15 protein-coding genes and 2 pseudogenes are annotated in these 17,360 nt (G+C 76.0%); 7 read left to right on the top strand and 10 right to left on the bottom strand.

From position 1 onward, the window contains the following. Position 1: 1 nt before the first annotated feature. On the bottom strand, positions 2-472 hold the full coding sequence (locus IEW03_RS06785; protein WP_188522904.1) for a hypothetical protein: 471 nt from the start codon (positions 470-472) through the stop codon (positions 2-4). A 183-nt stretch (positions 473-655) separates the two neighbouring features. On the opposite strand from IEW03_RS06785, the gene IEW03_RS06780 reads away from it, so the two are divergent. Further along, entirely contained in the window at positions 656-1,198 is a 543-nt protein-coding gene (locus tag IEW03_RS06780; RefSeq protein ID WP_229737705.1) for an RNA polymerase sigma factor, read from the top strand. Next, the gene (locus IEW03_RS06775; protein WP_188522903.1) at positions 1,195-1,953 is read left to right on the top strand and encodes a zf-HC2 domain-containing protein; all 759 of its coding nucleotides are present in this window, start codon (positions 1,195-1,197) and stop codon (positions 1,951-1,953) included. The genes IEW03_RS06780 and IEW03_RS06775 overlap by 4 nt, the downstream gene beginning before the upstream one ends. A 51-nt stretch (positions 1,954-2,004) precedes the next feature. On the opposite strand, the gene IEW03_RS06770 is transcribed toward IEW03_RS06775, so the two are convergent. From IEW03_RS06770 to IEW03_RS20640, 3 genes and pseudogenes are all read right to left on the bottom strand, one after another. Then, positions 2,005-2,586: a small multidrug efflux protein gene (locus IEW03_RS06770; protein WP_188522902.1), complete on the bottom strand. Its 582-nt coding sequence runs from the start codon at positions 2,584-2,586 to the stop codon at positions 2,005-2,007. A gap of 243 nt (positions 2,587-2,829) precedes the next feature. Beyond that, positions 2,830-3,921, bottom strand: coding sequence for a glycerophosphodiester phosphodiesterase family protein (locus IEW03_RS06765; protein ID WP_188522901.1), 1,092 nt, complete (start codon positions 3,919-3,921; stop codon positions 2,830-2,832). Between the two features lie 106 nt (positions 3,922-4,027). After that, positions 4,028-4,408, bottom strand: a pseudogene (locus IEW03_RS20640) (GNAT family N-acetyltransferase); the annotation flags it as partial. Here IEW03_RS20640 and IEW03_RS20635 point away from each other — a divergent pair. Beyond that, positions 4,358-4,489 (top strand): annotated as a pseudogene (locus IEW03_RS20635) (hypothetical protein); the annotation flags it as partial. The pseudogenes IEW03_RS20640 and IEW03_RS20635 overlap by 51 nt on opposite strands. A 287-nt stretch (positions 4,490-4,776) precedes the next feature. On the opposite strand, the gene IEW03_RS06755 reads toward IEW03_RS20635, so the two are convergent. From IEW03_RS06755 to imuA', 3 genes are read right to left on the bottom strand one after another with little or no spacing between them, the layout of a single operon-like run. After that, positions 4,777-8,334, bottom strand: a complete 3,558-nt coding sequence (locus IEW03_RS06755; RefSeq protein ID WP_188522899.1) for an error-prone DNA polymerase — start codon at positions 8,332-8,334, stop codon at positions 4,777-4,779. Next, the gene (locus IEW03_RS06750) at positions 8,327-10,000 is read right to left on the bottom strand and encodes a Y-family DNA polymerase (protein WP_188522898.1); all 1,674 of its coding nucleotides are present in this window, start codon (positions 9,998-10,000) and stop codon (positions 8,327-8,329) included. The genes IEW03_RS06755 and IEW03_RS06750 overlap by 8 nt, the downstream gene beginning before the upstream one ends. Beyond that, positions 10,000-10,926 (bottom strand): DnaE2-dependent mutagenesis accessory factor ImuA', encoded by a 927-nt coding sequence (gene imuA', locus IEW03_RS06745; RefSeq protein WP_188522897.1) that lies wholly within the window; start codon positions 10,924-10,926, stop codon positions 10,000-10,002. The genes IEW03_RS06750 and imuA' overlap by 1 nt, the downstream gene beginning before the upstream one ends. A 379-nt stretch (positions 10,927-11,305) precedes the next feature. Between imuA' and fabG the strand changes: the two genes are divergently transcribed. From fabG to IEW03_RS06730, 3 genes are read left to right on the top strand one after another with little or no spacing between them, the layout of a single operon-like run. Next, entirely contained in the window at positions 11,306-12,067 is a 762-nt protein-coding gene (fabG, locus tag IEW03_RS06740) for a 3-oxoacyl-ACP reductase FabG (RefSeq protein ID WP_188522896.1), read from the top strand. An 8-nt stretch (positions 12,068-12,075) separates the two neighbouring features. After that, positions 12,076-12,522 (top strand): MaoC family dehydratase, encoded by a 447-nt coding sequence (locus IEW03_RS06735; RefSeq protein ID WP_308808202.1) that lies wholly within the window; start codon positions 12,076-12,078, stop codon positions 12,520-12,522. A gap of 60 nt (positions 12,523-12,582) precedes the next feature. Beyond that, positions 12,583-13,065 carry a pyridoxamine 5'-phosphate oxidase family protein gene (locus tag IEW03_RS06730; RefSeq protein ID WP_188522894.1) on the top strand — a complete coding sequence of 161 codons (483 nt, stop codon included), beginning with the start codon at positions 12,583-12,585 and terminating at the stop codon, positions 13,063-13,065. 10 nt (positions 13,066-13,075) lie between these two features. On the opposite strand, the gene IEW03_RS06725 is transcribed toward IEW03_RS06730, so the two are convergent. After that, entirely contained in the window at positions 13,076-13,783 is a 708-nt protein-coding gene (locus tag IEW03_RS06725; protein WP_188522893.1) for an SDR family NAD(P)-dependent oxidoreductase, read from the bottom strand. A 101-nt stretch (positions 13,784-13,884) separates the two neighbouring features. Here IEW03_RS06725 and IEW03_RS06720 point away from each other — a divergent pair, with 101 nt between their 5' ends. Further along, positions 13,885-14,730: a helix-turn-helix domain-containing protein gene (locus IEW03_RS06720; protein WP_188522892.1), complete on the top strand. Its 846-nt coding sequence runs from the start codon at positions 13,885-13,887 to the stop codon at positions 14,728-14,730. Between the two features lie 28 nt (positions 14,731-14,758). Here the strand turns inward: IEW03_RS06720 and IEW03_RS06715 are convergent, their stop codons facing one another. Both IEW03_RS06715 and IEW03_RS06710 read right to left on the bottom strand, forming a co-directional pair. Further along, a complete protein-coding gene (locus tag IEW03_RS06715) occupies positions 14,759-15,994 on the bottom strand; it encodes an acetyl-CoA C-acetyltransferase (RefSeq protein WP_188522891.1) in 1,236 nt (411 codons plus the stop codon). A 53-nt stretch (positions 15,995-16,047) separates the two neighbouring features. Continuing rightward, on the bottom strand, positions 16,048-17,316 hold the full coding sequence (locus IEW03_RS06710) for an acyl-CoA dehydrogenase family protein (RefSeq protein ID WP_188522890.1): 1,269 nt from the start codon (positions 17,314-17,316) through the stop codon (positions 16,048-16,050). Positions 17,317-17,360 lie beyond the last annotated feature (44 nt).

Here is a 17,360-nt window from a genome sequence, read left to right as displayed (position 1 = left end):
GTCAGTACCCCGGGAGGCCGCCGTCGTCCCCGGTGTCGTCGGTGCCGCCCCCGCCGACGGTCACGGAGATCTCGGTCTCGACGCCCGCGGGCGAGTGGTCGGCGTTGCGCAGCGACGCGTTCACCACGTGCTCCCCGTCCGGGAGGTCGGTCACCTCGGCGCTGTCGCCCTCGACGACCATGTACTCCGCGTCGTCGCCGTCGAAGAAGACGTGCACGTGGTGCGCGCCGGTGTCGGTCGGCCCGAGCTCCTCGCTCGACGCCAGCTCGACCGTGAACGGCACCTCCACCTCGGCCCCGTCCTCCGGGGCGGTGATCTCGAGCGTCATGCCGCCGGAGCCGACGGCCTCGCCACCCGCCTGCTCGCCGCCGCCTCCGCCGTCGTCGCCGCATCCCGCGGCGAACATCGCGACGAGCGCCACGGCGGCGGCAGTCCTCGCCCCTCGTCGCCCGGTTCCTCGTAGCCTGGACATGGTCCCTCCTCGTGGGGTCGGTCCCGACCCGACGGCGGGCCGTGCACCCGCCGCCCTCTCCCGTACCTACGGGCCCGGACCGCCCGACGGATCTCTCCCGCGACGACTCGAGGCGCATCCGTCACGGATTCCGGGACGTGGAGATCCAGGAGGGGGTGTCGGCACGTAGACGAGGACATGGCGGTGTCGGACGAGACGCTCCTCGCCGGGATGGCCGCGGACGACCCGGACGCGGCCGCCGTCTTCGTGCGCCGGCACCAGGGGAAGGTGTACGGGCTCGCCCTCCTGCTGGTCGGCGTTCCCGCCGTCGCCGAGGAGGTCGCGCAGGAGGCCTTCGTCCGGGCGTGGCGGCACGCCGACGCCTTCGACGCCCGGCGCGGTCGCGCGACGACGTGGCTGCTGGCGATCGCCCGGAACGCGGCGATCGACGTCCTGCGCGTGCGCCGGGACCTGCCCGTGGACCCGGCGGTCATGGCCGAGACGATCGCGAGCCCCGACCGGCTCGCGGAACGGGTCGCGGACGGCGCCACCCTCGACGCCGCCCTCGCGCGCGTTCCGGCCGAGCAGGCGACGGCGGTGGTGCTCGCGGCGGTGTTCGGGCTGACGGGCGTCGAGATCGCCGAGCGGACCGGCGTCCCCCTGGGCACCGCGAAGACCCGCGTCCGGCTCGGGCTGCGGCACCTGCGGGACGAGCTGGCCACCATGCGGGAGGTGGGCGCACCATGACCGGCTCCACGAGGTGCGGCGAGCTGCGGGACGCCCTCACCGACGTCGCGACCGGGGTCGCCGACGGCGCCACCCGCGCCACCGTGTCCGCCCACCTCGCCGGCTGCGGGCGCTGCCGCGACGAGCTGTCGTCGCTCGCCGAGACCGCCGACGAGCTGCTGCTGCTGGCCCCCGAGCGCGACCCCTCCGCCGACTTCGAGGGGCGGGTGCTGGCCCGGCTGCACGCGGCGGGCCCGGCCCGGCCCGCCTCGGTCCGGCGGCACCGCACCCGGCGTGTCCTCGTCGCGGCCACGGCCGCCGCCCTGGTCGTCGCCGGGGGCGTCGGCACGTGGTGGGCCACGGCACCGGACCGGGAGCTGGCCGCGTCGTACCGCGAGACGCTCGACGTCGCGGACGGCCACTACTTCGCCGCGGCGGACCTCGTCGCCGGGGACGCGTCGACGGGCCCGGGCAGGTCGGTCGGCACGGTCTTCCTCTACGACGGCGAGCCGTCGTGGGTGTTCGTGCTGGTCCGCGACCCCGGCGCGGCGGCGGCCTACGACGTCGTCGTCACGGTCGGGGCCGAGGACGACGGGGCCGAGGACGACCGGCCCGAGGGCGGCGCGGCCGGCCGGGACGTCGCGCTCGGGCGCTGCGTCGTGACGTCGGGGTCGTGCTCGACGGGCGGGGTGCTGGACGGCGCGGCACACGACGTGCGCGCCGTGCGCCTCGTCGACCCGGCCGGCACGGTGTGGGCCACCGCGACCCGCGACTGACGACGACCGGGGCCGCTCGCCCCTCGTCAGCCGGGGTCACGTCAGCCCTCGTCATCCGACGGCGGAGAGGACCCCGCTGACGACGAGCGCGGTCAGCGTGGTCCACCCGACGATCGCGACCGCCTGCCAGACCAGGATGCGGGCCTTGCCGACGCCGGAGGCAGCGAGCATGGTGGCCGTGAAGTGCGTGGGGAGCAGCAGCGGGCCGAGCAGGCTCACGCCGGGCACGCCGTAGCGCTCGTAGGCGCGCTGGAACTTCGCCCGGCGCTCGACCCCTCGGCCCTCGCCGGCCGTCTCGCCGGCCGCCGTCCCGGATCCCTCGGCCGGCCGCGACCCCGCGCCCGCCCCGCCGCCGACCGTCACGGCCTCCCGCGCTCGGACGTTGGCGCGGTGCCGGGTCACGACGGCGTTGCGCGCCCCGGAGCTGAGCAGCACGAGCGCGGCCACGCACAGGAAGTTCCCGACCATCGCGGCGACGGCCGCGAGCGCCGGGTGGATGCCGCCGATGATGCCGATCGCCACGGCACCCTCGCCCTCCACGAACGGGATCGCGCCCGCCGCCGCGACGACGAGCGGCTGGACGAGATCGGGCACCTGCGCGACGAGGTCCTGGATGGTGTCGATGAGGGACATGGTGTGCTCCTGTCGGGGCGGACGTCGGGGTGTGTGGTCGTGGGACCAGTCCACCGGCCGCGAGCGCCGCGCAGTAGTGCCGAGCCGTCACCGCTTTTCGTGTCCTCCGCACGCCACGTCCATGACATGTGTCATCGCCGGCGACCATGACCGGCGACTGACCAGGCGACTGACCAGGCGACTGACCGGCGACCATGTCCGGTGGCCGGCCTCCCGTGCCGGGGGCGGAGCCGCCGCCGGGCCCTACCGCCCCCGGGGCGCCGGGTACGCCTTCGGGAGCCGCAGGCCGCGCTCGGCCATGACCGTGCGCAGCAGGTCGGGCCGGTCGGTGATGATGCCGTCGACCCCGAGGTCCATGAGCGACTCGAGCGTGGCCCGGTCGTCGACCGTCCACGGGATCACCCGCATGTCCTCGGCGTGGGCGGCGTCCACGAGCTCGCGGGTCGTGAAGGGGACGTAGCCGGGGTCGTCGACGGCGCCGTCCTGCGGGTCGCCGTGCACCGGCGACACGGCGTCGGCGCCGAACGACGCCGCCGCCGCGACGAACCGCTGCTGCAGCGAGCCCTCGAAGTCGTCGATGTCCAGCCCGCCCAGCCACGGCGAGGCGCCGTCCTGCCCCTGCTGGAGGAACTGCGGGCCGTTGGTCAGCGCGACGACCGGGAGCCGCGGCGCCACCTCGCGCATCCGCATGAGCGATCCCCAGTCGAAGCTCTGGATCGTCACCTGACCGCCGAGGCGTGCGTCGCGGACCTCCCGGGCGACGACCTGCACGAACTGCTCGCGGGGCGCGGTCTGCTCCGGTGCGCCCGCCTCGACCTTCGTCTCGACGTTCAGGGTGACCTGTCGCGCCCGGTAGTCGTTCACCAGGTCGAAGACCTCCGACAGCAGGGGCATGCGCTCGCCGGGGTGCAGCTCCTGGCCACCGAACTGGGGCTGGCGCAGCGAGCCGCAGTCGATGGTGCGCACCTGGGCCAGCGTGAGGTCCTTGATGTACGTGGCGCCGGGGACGTACGGGAACTCGGGGTCGCCGGGGAACGCGGGGGCGGTGTCGACGCACTTGGCCGGGTTCGGGTCGCGGTCGTGGGTGACGACGGCGTGGCCGTCGGCGGTGATCTGCACGTCGAGCTCGAGGGTGCTGACCCCGAGCTCGAGGGCGTTCGTGAACGCCGGCAGCGTGTTCTCCACCGTGAGCGCGACCCCGCCCCGGTGCGCCTGGAGGTCGAAGTCCCGGCCGCCGTTGCCCGGGGCCGAGGCCGCCGGCGCGGCGGTCGCGACCCCCACGGCGAGGGCGGCGGTCACGAGAGCGGCGGTGGCGACGGTGCGGCGTGGCTGCATGCCTCGAGCCTCGCCGGGCGGCCTTGCGACGGCGTGGCGCCACGCCGGCCGGCAGGCGACGGGCGGGTGAACGCGGTCGACGACCCTCCCGTCCGGCCGGGTGGGGTCAGGCGTCCGTGAGGTCGCGCCGCAGCACCCACCGGGGCAGCCTGCCGCTGGTGGCGGCGGTGTCCCCGACCCGGTCGAAGCCGACCGACTCGAACAACGGCACCGTCCCGACGAACGCGGCGCTGACCGGCACCCGCCGGCCCGGCTCCGGCTCGACCGGGAACCCCTCGATCACCCGGCCGCCCTGCGACCGCGCGTACTCGACGGCGCCGCGCAGCAGAGCCCGCGCCACACCACGACGGCGGTACCCGGGCCGGACGACGAAGCACATCACCACCCACGACGTCGGCCACTCGCCCGGGTCGCCGCGCGGCAGCACGCGGGACCGCTGCAGGCTCAGCGCCCCCGTGCGCGGGGCGCACCCGACCCACCCGACCGGCGTGCCCTCGCGGGCGCTGGGGCCGTCGGGGCCCGGTTCGTCGGGGCCCGGTTCGTCGGGGCCCGGTTCGTCGGGGCCCGGTTCGTCGGGGCCCGGTTCGTCGGGGCCCGGTTCGTCGGGGCCCGGTTCGTCGAGGTAGGCGAGGAGGCCCGGAGCGGGTGCGCGCCCGCAGAGCTCGCGCAGATGGTCCTCGCGCCGGCCGAGCGGCAACCCGCCCGGCTGGCGCCAGTGCAGGCACCAGCACGCCTGGTCGCGCCCGCGCGGGTTGAGCAGCGCGGCCACGTCGTCGAACCGGTCGGCGGTGGCCGGCTCGACCCGGAGGTCGGTCATGGTGCGAACGTACGCCGGGGGACGGACACGAGGCTTGCTCACCGGAAGTCCCGCGAGCGGGTCGCCACGGGCAGGCGCAACGGGGCGAGGTGCTCGGCGAGCAGGTTGACCGCGCCGTCGGCGCTCTCCACGCGTCCCCGCACGACCATCGCCGGGGCACCGCGGGCGACGGTCGTGAACCGGCGCCACAGCCCGGCGGTGCAGATGACGTTGAGCAGCCCGGTCTCGTCCTCCAGGGACAGGAAGGTGACGCCGCCGGCGGTGCCGGGGCGCTGCCGGTGGGTGACCACCCCGCCGACCGCGACCCGGCGCCCCTGCTCGGTCGCCACGACCTGGGCCACGGTCAGCACCCCGGCCTGCTCGAGCCCGTCGCGCACGTGCTCGAGCGGGGAGGTCGAGCCGGGGGTGATCCCCGTCGCCCACGCGTCGGCGACGTCGATCTCGAGCGGCGTCATGCCCGGCAGCGCCGGGGCGTCCACCCCGACGCTCACGCCCGGCAGCGTGCCCGGCCCCTCCTGGCCGAGCGCGCCCGCGGCCCACAGCGCCTCGCGCCGCGAGACGCCGAGGCACGTCGTCGCCCCGCCGGTGGCCAACGCCTCGAGCTGGGCCGTGGACAGCCCGACCCGGCGGGCGAGGTCGCGCAGGTCGCGGAACCGGCCGTCGGTGTCCCGCTCGGCGACGATCCGCTCCGCCAGCTCCGCGCCGATCCCCCGCACCGCGCCGAGGCCCAGGCGCACCGCGAGGGCCGGGTCCGGCTCCGGGCCGAACCCCTGGTCCCCGCCGGCGAGGGTCGCACCCGGGGCCGGCGCTCCCTCGTCCCGCTCCACGCGCGCCAGGGCCGCCGAGGCGTTGACGTCCGGGCCCAGCACGGTGACGCCGTGCCGGCGGGCGTCGGCGGCCAGCGACTGCGGCGAGTAGAACCCCATCGGCTGCGCGGCGAGCAGGCCGGCGTAGAACGCGGCCGGGTGGTGCACCTTGAGCCACGAGCTCGCGTACACGAGGTAGGCGAACGAGTACGCGTGCGACTCGGGGAAGCCGAAGTCCGCGAACGCCTTGAGCTTGTCGTAGATCTGCTCGCGCACGTCGGCATCGTCGACCCCCCTCTTGCGCATCCCCTCCAGGAGCCGGCCGCGCAGCTCCTCCATCCGCTCGACCGACCGCTTGGAACCCATCGCCCGGCGCAGCTGGTCGGACTCCTTGGCGGTGAACCCCGCGACGTCGATCGCCATCTGCATGAGCTGCTCCTGGAACAGCGGCACACCCTTGGTCTTGCCGAGGGAGCTCTCCAGCAGCGGGTGCAGGTAGGTCACCGGCTCGCGGCCCCGCGCCCGCTCGATGTACGGGTGCACGGACCCGCCCTGGATGGGCCCGGGCCGGATGAGCGCGACCTCGATGACGATGTCGTAGAACGTCCGCGGGCGCAGGCGCGGCAGCGTCGCCATCTGCGCGCGCGACTCCACCTGGAACACCCCGACCGTGTCGGCCGCGCACAGCAGGTCGTACACCGCCGGGTCGTCGTCCGGCAGGCCGTGCAGCGTGAGCCGCTCCCCCGTGTGCTCGGCGATCGAGTCGAACGCGTACCGGATGGCGGTGAGCATCCCGAGCCCGAGCAGGTCGAACTTCACCAGGCCGGCGTCGGCGCAGTCCTCCTTGTCCCACTGCAGCACGGTGCGCCCCTCCATGCGGGCCCACTCCACGGGGCAGACCTCGACCACCGGCCGGTCGCACATGACCATGCCGCCCGAGTGGATGCCGAGGTGGCGGGGCAGGCGCAGCATCCGGTCCGCCAGGTCGAGCACGGCGTCGGGGATCTGCCCCTCCTCCTCGGCCGAGGGCGGCCGCCGGGCGGGCACGACGTCGTGGGCGTCGTCGGCCCGCCGGACCTCGCCCTCGTCCTGCGCGAGGGGGTCGGTCACCCGTGGCCCCGGAGCGGGCAGCGCCTCGGCCTGCCCCCACAGCGCGGCGAGACGGGCGTCCTTCTCCTCCGTCCGGCTGGGCGGCGCGCCGGCCGCAGCCCGGGCGTCCCTGGTCCTCCGGTCGGCCGACGGGCTGACCGGGTCCGGCCCCCGCAGCGACCCCCAGCGCTCGATCGACTTGCTCCACGCGTCCTGCTGGCCGGCGTCGTACCCGAGCGCGCGGGCGGCGTCGCGCACGGCCGAGCGCGGGCGGTAGGAGATGACGTTCGCCACCTGCGCGGCGTGCCTGCGGCCGAACTTCGCGTAGACGTGCTGGATGACCTCCTCGCGGCGCCCGGACTCGATGTCGACGTCGATGTCCGGCGGCCCGTCCCGCTCGGGGGCGAGGAACCGCTCGAACAGCAGGCCGTGCTTCACGGCGTCGACCGCGGTGATGCCGAGCGCGTAGCAGACGGCCGAGTTGGCGGCGCTCCCCCGCCCCTGGCACAGGATCCCCTGCTGCCGGCAGAACTCCACGAGGTCGTAGACCACGAGGAAGTAGCCGGGGAACTCGAGGTCGGTGATCACCTGCAGCTCGTGGTCGATCTGCTCCCACGCCCCGGCGTTGCCCGCCTCGCCGTTCCCCGTCCCGTTGTTCGCCACCCCGTTGCTCCCCGCCCCTCGCGGGCCGGGCCGGGGCCCGTAGCGCTCGGTGGCCCCGCGGCGCACCAGCTCGCGCAGCCAGGACGCCTCGTCGTGGCCCGCCGGCACCGGGTAGGGCGGCAGCCGCGGAGCCACGAGGTGCAGGTCGAAGGCGCACTCGGCCGCGAGCGCCGCCGCCGTCTCCACGGCCGCCGGGTGGCGCCGGTGCAGCGCACGCATCTCGGCGGCGGAGCGCAGGTGGGCGACGGGCCCGCCGGGCAGCCAGCCGTCCATGACGTCCAGCGACGAGCGCGCCCGCACCGCGGCGAGCGCCCCGGCGAGGTCGGCGTCGCGGGGGCGCGCGTAGTGGGCGTTCGTCGTCGCGACCAGCGGGAGGCGGGCGGCGGCGGCCAGGTCGGCGAGCGCGTCGTGCAGGTCGGCGTCGCGCGGGTCGCCGGTGGCGGTGATCTCGACGGCGACGTTGTCCCGCCCGAAGGCGGCCGTGAGCCGGTCGAGCTCGCGCCGCGCCGCCCGCACGCCCCCGCCCGGGCCGGTCGCCGTCAGCGCCTGACGCACCGCGCCCTTGCGGCAGCCGGTGAGCACCAGCCACCCGCCGTCCGCCTCGGCGCCGAGCTGCTCGTGGGAGTACCGCGCCTTGCCCTTGACCCCCGCGTCCAGGTGCGCGGTGGCGATCGCCCGGGACAGGTTGCGGTACCCCTGGGCGCCGCGGGCCAGGACCAGCAGGTGGGTGGCCCGCGGGTCGGGGACGCCGGTCGGCGGGTCCAGCACGGGCCGGCTGCCGGCCGTCCCCGGGGCGGCGCCCGGCGTCTGCGGGGCGTGCAGGTGCAGCTCGGCGCCGAAGACCGTGGGCAGCCCCACCTTCCTGGCGGCCTCGGCGAAGCGCACGACGCCGTAGAGCCCGTCGTGGTCGGTCAGGGCGAGCGCCTCCAGCCCGAGCCGGGCGCCCTCCGCCGCGAGCTCCTCCGGGTGGGACGCCCCGTCGAGGAAGCTGAACGCCGAGTGGGCGTGCAGCTCGGCGTACCGGCCGGCGCTAGTCATAGACCGCCTCCACGTGCCAGTCGCCGCCGGACTGCGCGACCAGGAGCCCGCGGCCGTCGTCGAGCACCACCTGCAGGTAGACGCGGCGCTTCCCGTCGCCGGCGGACCACCACCGCTCGGCGAGCGGCCACGGCCCCGCCCAGCCCACGACCCGGCGTGCCACGGCCTCCGTCGCGCCGGGCTGCCCGGGCTGCCCGGGCAGCCCGGGCAGCCACGTCACCACGTCCGGCTCGCCGCTCATCGCGAGCCGGACGTCGACGAGGACGTCACGACCGGCGTCGTCCAGCACCCGGGCCGGGGCGGGGTCGGGCAGCAGGTCGGCGGGGGCCGGGCTGGGCAGCGCCCCGGGCCACGGCAGCGCCGGGTCGCGGGCGGGGGCGGCGTCCTCGCCGAACGGCACCAGGTGCACCCGCTCGTGCGCGGCCCGGCCGCCCTGCAGCGCGACCGTGAGGACGGAGTCCCCGCCGAGCAGTCCCTGGACCCGGCCCAGCGCCCGGCGGGCCCGGTCGTCCTCGCCGGCGTCGGGCCCCCACAGCCGGGGCTGGAGCGCCCCGGCGGGCGCCACCTCCTCGGCGGCGAGCGCCAGGTGCGCGATCGGCGCGACGACGGGGACGGCGCTCCCGGCGCCCGGCCCACCGGGGCGTCCCCGCCCGGCCGCCGACGCCGTGAGCCAGCCCTCGAGCTGCCACCGCACCCGGTCGGTGATGCGGGCGGCGCTCATCCCGCCGGCCGCAGCGTCCGTGCGCCAGACCCGCTCGAGCTCCTCGTCCTCGGTGCGAGCGGTGATGCGCAGCCGGCCGCAGGCCAGGCCTCGCGCGGCCAGCAGCCCGTGCAGCCGCTCCGCGAGGCGGCGGGCCGCGAACGTGGCGACGTCGACGCGCAGCGCGGGCGGGTCCAGCTCCTCGGCGACGACGAGCTCCGGCTCGACCCGTCGCCGGGCGGGCGGGCGCACGTCCTGGCCCGAGGCCAGGCGGTGCGCCCAGAGGCCGAGGTCCCCGAACCGCGAGCGCACCTGGGCCGCGGGCAGCGCCGCCAGGTCGCCCAGGGTCTGCAGCCCCAGCCGCCACCACAGGCTCGCGGCCTCCCGCACGGCGGTGATCCCGGACGGGTCGGTGACCGCGTGCACCAGGTCCCCCACCGGGCGGCCGGCCAGGAACGCGCGGGCCTCGCCGGCGGGGACGACGGCGTCCTGGCGCGCCGCGAGCACCGCCGTGAGCAGCCCGTCGGCCACGCCGACCTGGCACTCGTAGCCGGTGTGCTCCGCCACGGCGCCCGCGAGCTCGCGGGCGAGCGCCCGCTCCGAGCCGTGGTAGCGGGCCGCGCCGTCGGCAGGCAGCAGCAGCAGCCCCGGGCGCGCCACCTCGAGGCCCGCCACGACCGTCTCGGCCGCCGCGGCGACCGGCTCGAACTCCCGGGCGTCGCGGGCGTCGTCGACGTCGAGGAGGGCGAGCTCGGGGCAGCGCTCCTGCGCCTGCCGGCGGCGCATGCCCCGGCGCACCCCCTGGGCACGGGCGACGGCGGACACCGCCACCACGCTGTGCCCCGCCGTCGACCCCCCGCGCGAGCGTGCGCCCAGCACCGCGGCCGGGACGTGCGCGTCCAGGCCCGCGACGGCGAGCGCCGCGACCACGGGCCAGTCCGGCACCCAGAGCACGGCGGTGCGCATCAGGCCACCCGCAGCCGTGGGCGGCCGCCGGGGGGCCGTGGCCCGTCCGCCTCGGGTGCCCCGTCCGCGCCGAGGGTCTCGCGGGCCGTGAGAGGCCCGGTGTCCTGAGCGACGTGCTGAACGACGTCCTGGGCGACCTCCTGGGCGGCGGTCTCTGCCGGGACCACGGCCTCCGCCCGTACCGGCACCTCGACGTCGATCTCGACCGGGCGTGCCACCGCCCCGCGGCCGGTGCGCAGCACGCTCAGGGTGCGCCGGCGCAGCCAGCCGCCGCCGTGGTCGACCCCGGACCAGGACCCGCCGCGGGCGTCCAGGGTGACGTGCGCCCCCGGCCACGGCGTCTGGGACACCAGGACGGCGTCGCGCTCCCGGGCGCGGGCCGTCAGCCGGCGCCGGTCGGCGGCGGACAGGGCCGCCTGCGGCCCGACGACCACCACGTCCATGCCGTCCAGCAGGGCGGCGAGGACGAGGGGGGAGTCCGGCCCGGGGCGCGGGACGAGCGCCGTGCGGGTCAGGTCGATCCCCGCCTCGGCGGCCGCGAGCATCCCGACCGTCGGAGCACCGACGAACGCCACCCAGGCGCCGTCCGCGGACGGCCCGGCGAGCAGGGCCAGCAGCAGGGTGGTCGATCCCCGGACGGCGAGGGTGGACCCGCCGCGCAGCACACCGCCCGGCAGGAGCACGGCGAGGTCCGGGTGGACCGGCCGTCCCGGGCGCCCGGGAGCGCCGGACGTCGGCGGGGCCTCAGGGCCCGGGACGACCGGGACGCGGACCGCCGGCACCCGGACGGGCGTGGTGCCGGCCGGCGCGACGGCCGGCACGGCGCCCGTGCGCAGCTCCGCGGCCCGCAGCGCGGCCAGCGCCCGGGAGTGCCGGGCGGCGGTGCTGGTCGTGCTGCCCGCACGGTCGGGGACGACGACGGTCATACGCTCCCCCCCGCAGTGCCCGGTCACCTCCGGTCACGGACCGGAGGTGGGTCTCGCGCCGACGGTCACCTGAGACGTCAGCCTTCGAACATCTGTTCGAAGAACCTCAGTCTTCGTCCGGGACGACCACCCTGTCAACCGGGCAGGTCAGCCCCTCGCGGACGGCCGCCACCGCCCCGCCGGGGGCCCTCACCCCGCCCTCGCCCCGCCCCGCGGCCGCCGCGCGTCACGACCCTCTACCCTCAGGAAGGCCGACCTCCCTTGCAACATACCGCGCGGTCGGTATGCTGACCTTCGCGGACGACGACGTCTCGCCCACGCCTCGACTCGCGCCCGCCGGACCGCTGCGCCAGCATCATCATCGACGAGAGGACACTGCATGCCCACCGACCAGCCCCGCACCGCGATCGTCACCGGAGGGGCGCGCGGCATCGGCGCCGCGACGGCCCGCCGGCTCGCCGCCGACGGGCACGCCGTCGCCGTCCTGGACCTCCTCGCCGAGCAGGCCGCCGAGACCGCCGAGGCCATCACGACGGGCGGCGGGCGCGCGATCGGCGTCGGCGTGGACGTCACCGACGCCGACGCCGTCACCGCCGCGGTCGCCCGCGTGACCGACGAGCTCGGCGCACCCACCATCCTGGTCAACAACGCCGGCATCCTGCGCGACAACCTGCTGTTCAAGATGACGGAGGACGACTGGGACGACGTCCTGCGGGTCCACCTGCGCGGGGCCTTCCTCGTGACGCGGGCCGTGCAGAAGCACATGGTCGACGCCGGCTGGGGACGGGTCGTCAACCTGTCCAGCACCTCGGCGCTGGGCAACCGCGGCCAGGCGAACTACTCCGCCGCGAAGGCCGGGATGCAGGGCTTCACCAAGACGCTCGCGATCGAGCTCGGCAAGTTCGGCGTCACGGCCAACGCCATCGCGCCGGGCGTCATCGCCACCGACATGATCGCCGCGACCGCCGAGCGCATCGGCATGACACCCGAGGAGTTCCACGCAGCTGCGGCCAAGGACGTCCCGGTCGGCCGCGTCGGCCAGCCGGAGGACATCGCTGCCGCGGCGGCGTTCTTCTGCTCCGAGGAGGCGTCCTTCGTCTCCGGGCAGGTGCTCTACGTGGCCGGCGGGCCGAAGGCATGAGCATCCGCGTGGCCTCGCCTGCCGCGCTGGCCGACGCCGTGGGGCAGCGTGCCACGGGCGAGTGGTTCACGGTCGACCAGGCGCGCATCGACGCGTTCGCCGACGCCACCGCGGACCACCAGTGGATCCACGTCGACCCGCAGCGCGCCGCGTCGGGGCCCTTCGGCACGACGATCGCGCACGGGTTCCTCACCCTGTCGCTGCTGCCGCACCTCGCCTCGTCGCTGGTCGAGGTGGGCGGCGTCGCCATGGCGATGAACTACGGCCTGGACAAGGTGCGCTTCCTGACGCCCGTGCCGGCGGGGTCCCGCGTCCGCGCCACCACCGAGGTCACCGGCGCCGAGGACGTCCCCCAGGGCGTGCGCCTGGCCTCCACGGTCACCGTGGAGATCGAGGGGACCGACAGGCCGGCCCTCGTCGCGCAGACCCTGGCGCTCTACGTCCCGCAGGCCTGAACCACCCAGCTCTCTGCCCAGCCCCTGCCCGACCCGCACCGGGTCGGGCAGGATGGCGCCATGACGAACCCGCAGGTCGCCCCCGGTCCCCGCACGCGTGAGCAGCGCCTGGCCGACACGCTGGCGATGCTGGACAGCCCCGTCCGCGACGTCTGGGTCGCCACGGCGTCGAACGCGCCCGACGGCACGCCCGTGCCGTACCTGGTCCCGCTGTCGCTGGCCTGGATCGACGACCGGCTCGTCCTCGCGCTCGACGCGACGTCGCGCACCGGCCGCAACCTGCTCGCCACCGGCACCGCGCGGCTCTCGCTCGGCGCGACGCGCGACGTCGTGATGATCGACGCCGTCCTCGAGCGCTCGGCCCGGGTCGCCGAGGCGCCGGCGGACCTTGCCGAGGGCTACGCCGCCCAGGCGGACTGGGACCCGCGCCCGGGCGGCGCCGACGACGTCTACCTGGTGCTGCGGCCGCAGCGCGTCCAGGCGTGGCGAGAGGTGGACGAGATCGCCGGACGCGTCCTGATGCGCGACGGCGAGTGGGTCTGAGCGTCCCTCGTCACCACGGCAGCTCACCGCGTGGGGAGACGAAGGTGCCCGTCGGCCCGTCGGGGCCGACCTGAGCCATCCGGACGACGGTCGCGGCGCCCTCGGCGACGGTCTGCGTGCCGGTGAAGCCGTTGAGGGCGGTGCTCGTGAACCCGGGCTCGACGGCGTTGATCCGTGCCGCCGGGAAGGCTTTCGCGTACTGGATCGTGAGCGCGTTCACCGCGGCCTTGGAGGCCGGATAGCTCAGGCCCGCGTAGAAGTGGGTCGGGCCGTCCGGGTCGCTCAGGAGGGTCAGCGACGCGAGCCCGCTGGACAGGTTGACGATCACCGGGGCGGACGAGCGCTGCAGCAACGGCCAGAAGGCGTGCGTGACGCGGACCGTGCCGAGCACGTTGGTCTCGAACGTCCGGCGGACATCCTGGGCCATCTCGTCCGACGCCGCCGGGATCACGTTCTCCGCCATCCGCGGCTCGATCCCCGCGTTGTTGACGAGGATGTCCAGCCCGCCCTCGGCCTCGACGCGGGCGGCGGCCGCCTCGACCGACGCGTCGTCGAGCACGTCGAGGTGCACGAAGCGCACCCCGATCTCCTGCGCGACGGCGCGCCCGCGGGCCTCGTCGCGCGCCGCGACCCAGACCGCGTGCCCGGCATCGCTCAGCCGGCGGGCCGTCTCCTGGCCGAGTCCCCTGGTCGCTCCTGTGATGAGTGTGGTCGTCATGTCTCGAGCGTCGCCCCGCGGCGGTGTCGCTGACAGTCGTCCCGTTGTCGTAGGACTCCCAGGGCCAGGACAGGACGTCGTCCGCGTCGCACACTCGGAGGGTGGTGTCCAACGAGCTCGGTCAGGCGGTGCGACGGTGGCGCGACCGCGTCGCCCCCGAGGCCGTCGGTGCCAGAGTCGGCACGCGACGCCGGGCGAAGGGGCTGCGCCGGGAGGAGCTCGCGGACCTCGCGGGCATCTCCATGGACTACCTCACCCGCCTCGAGCAGGGTCGCGCGACGGCACCGTCGGCCCAGGTCACCGAGGCGCTCGCCCGGGCGCTGCGGCTCTCGGACCGCGAGCGGGAGCTCCTGTTCCGGCTCGCGAACCTCGCCCTGCCCGGCGCCGGGGCGGTCCCGGCACGGATCCCGCCGAGCGTGCAGCGGCTCCTCGACCGGTTGGACGGCAACCCGGTCGCCGTCTACGACGCGATGTGGAACCTCGTGCGGGCCAACCCGCCGTACGACGCGCTCCTGGGCACGACGACCAGCTGGCGCGGCATCGAGCGCAACGCGATCTGGCGCCACGTCGTCGACGCCGGCTCCCGGGTCGTCCAGACCGCCGAGGAGCACGCCGACCTGGTCGCCGGGCTCGTCGGCGACCTGCGCATGACGGCGGCGCGCTACCCCGCGGACCCGAGGGTGCGACGTCTCGTCGACGAGCTGGCCACCCGGAGCCCGCGGTTCGCCGACCTGTGGGAGGCGGCCGGGGTCCCCGGTCGCGCGGACCCGTCACGGCACAAGGTCGTCGACCACCCGACGGTCGGCCGGATCGCCGTCGACTGCGACACGCTCGTCGTCGCCGGCGACGACCTGCGGATCATGGTCTACAGCGCCGAACCGGGCTCCGAGGACGCCGACCGCCTCGCGCTCGCCGTCGTGCTGGGCACGCAGACGCTCGTGGGGTGATCGGCGCACCCGGCGTGCGGTCCCGGGGTCAGTACCGCGAGGCAGGCCGCTCCAGCACCATCGCCATCCCCTGCCCGCCGCCGACGCACATGGTCGCCAGGCCGTAGCGGCTGTCGGTGGCCTCGAGCCCGTTGATCAGGGTGGAGGTGATGCGGGCGCCGGTCATGCCGAACGGGTGCCCGACGGCGATGGCGCCGCCGCGGGTGTTGAGCCGCTCGGGGTCGACGCCGAGCTCGCGGGCCGAGGGGATCACCTGCGCGGCGAACGCCTCGTTGATCTCGACGAGCCCCATGTCCTCGACACCCAGCCCGGCGCGGGCGAGCGCCTGCCGGCTGGCCTCGACCGGGCCGAGGCCCATGACCTCCGGCGACAGGCCGGTCACCCCGGTGGACACGATGCGGGCGAGCGGGGTCAGGCCCAGCTCGTCCACGACCCGGTCGGAGACCACGACGACGGCGGCGGCGCCGTCGTTGAGCGGGCAGGCGTTGCCCGCGGTGACCGTGCCGTCCGGCCGGAACACCGGCTCGAGGGTGGCCAGCTTCTCCACGGTGGTGCCGGGCCGCGGGCCGTCGTCGGCGCGCACGACCGTGCCGTCGTCGAGCCGCACGGGGGTGATGTCGCGCTCCCAGAAGCCGTCGGCGATCGCCTTGGCGGCGCGCTGCTGGCTGCGGGCGGCGAACTCGTCCTGCTCGGCGCGCGAGACCCCGTGCAGGGCGGCGACGTTCTCGGCCGTCTGGCCCATCGCGATGTACGGGTCGGGCAGCAGGCCGTCGGCGCGCGGGTCCCGCCACGCCGGCGCGCCGCCCTCGGCGCGCTCGGCGGTGCGCTCCGCCGCGCCGGCGAACCGTGGGTTGGTGAGGGTCGCGCCGGGGATGTCGTCGCTCGACCCGACGGCCATGCCGCTCACGGACTCCGCGCCCGCCGAGACGAACACGTCCCCCTCCCCCGCCTTGATGGCGTGGAACGCCATGCGCGTGGTCTGCAGGCTGGACGAGCAGTAGCGGGTGACGGTGGTGCCCGGGACGGTGTCCCAGCCGGCCAGCACGGCCACGATCCGGGCCATGTTCATGCCCTGGCGGCCGCCTGGCAGGCCGCAGCCCAGCATCAGGTCGTCGATGCGGGCCGGGTCGAGCCCGGGTACCCGGCCGACGGCGGCCTGCACCATCTGGACGGCGAGGTCGTCGGCCCGCGCGGTGGCCAGCGCCCCCTTGTACGCGCGGCCGATCGGCGATCGCGCGGTGGCGACGATGTAGGCCTCGGTCATGGTGTCTCCTTCGGGTCGGTGCGAGGTCGGGGTGGTGCGAGGTGGCCGCGGGCTCAGGCGAACGCCGCGTGGCCGGTGATCTCGCGGCCGACGATGAGGTTGTTCATGTCGCGGGTGCCCTCGAACGTGTACACGGCCTCCGCGTCCGCGAAGAACCGCGCGACGCCGGCATCGAGGGTGATGCCGTTGCCGCCGCACGCCTCGCGGCACAGCGCGACGGTCTCGCGCATCCGGGTGGTGACGAAAGACTTCGCCATCGCCGCGTGCGCGTCACGCTGCGTGCCGTCGTCCTGCAGCTGGGACACCCGCACGCAGACGGCGAGGCTCGCGGTGATGTTGCCCAGGCACGTGGCGAGCTTGTCCTGGACCAGCTGGTAGCTGGCGATCGGGTGGCCGAACTGCTCGCGCTGCGCCGTGTACGCCACGGCGGCCTCGTAGGCGCCGATCATCGTGCCCAGGGACTGCCAGGCGACGCCGTCGCGGGTCACGCGCAGCACGTTCGCCAGGTCGCGGAACGAGTCGATCCCCTGCAGCCGGTCGCTCTCGGCGACCTCGACGCCGTCGAGCACGATGTCCGCGTTCTGCACGATGCGCAGGGACTGCTTGCGCTCGATCTTGGTGGCGGTGAACCCGGGCGTGCCCCGACGCACCAGGAACCCCTTCACCTGGTCGTCGGCGGTGTCCTTGGCCCAGACGACGACGACGTCGGCGAAGGTCGCGTTGCCGATCCAGCGCTTGGCGCCGTGCAGCACCCACGTGTCGCCGTGGCGCGTGGCGGTGGTCCGCAGCCCCTTGGCCGTGTCGGAGCCGGACAGCGGCTCGGTGAGGCCGAACGCGCCGATGACGTCGCCGCGCGCCATGGGCGGCAGCCACTGCTCGCGCTGGGCGGCCGAGCCGCCCAGGCCGATGGAGCTCATCGCCAGGCCGCTGGAGACGCCGATGAACGTGCAGAACGAGGAGTCCACCCGGGCCAGCTCCATGCCGATCCAGCCGCGGAACACCGCGGAGCTCGCGAACCCGGCGGTCTCGGACCACGCCGCCCCCACCGTGCCGAGCGCGGCGAACGGCTTGAACAGGTGCACCGGGCAGTCCGACCGCTCCCAGTAGTCGTCCGCGATGGGCCGCACCTCGCGCTCCATGAACTCGCGCACGGCGAGGACGGTCTCCTGCTCGCGGGCCGACAGCAGGTTCTGGAAGCCGTAGAAGTCGGCGTCCAGGACGGACGCCGCCGGGGCGCCGGCGCCCGGCGCTGCGTCCGTGGCTGTGGCCGTGGTCGTGGCTGTGGCCGGGGTCGGGGTCGTGGTGGCGGGTGTCGCGGTCATGCTGTGCTCCGATCGTCGTCGATCGCGCGCCGCTCGTGCGCTGC

Source organism: Isoptericola cucumis (assembly GCF_014635665.1).
GTDB lineage: Bacteria > Actinomycetota > Actinomycetes > Actinomycetales > Cellulomonadaceae > Isoptericola > Isoptericola cucumis.
This window is presented reverse-complemented; position numbering and strand designations above follow the sequence as displayed.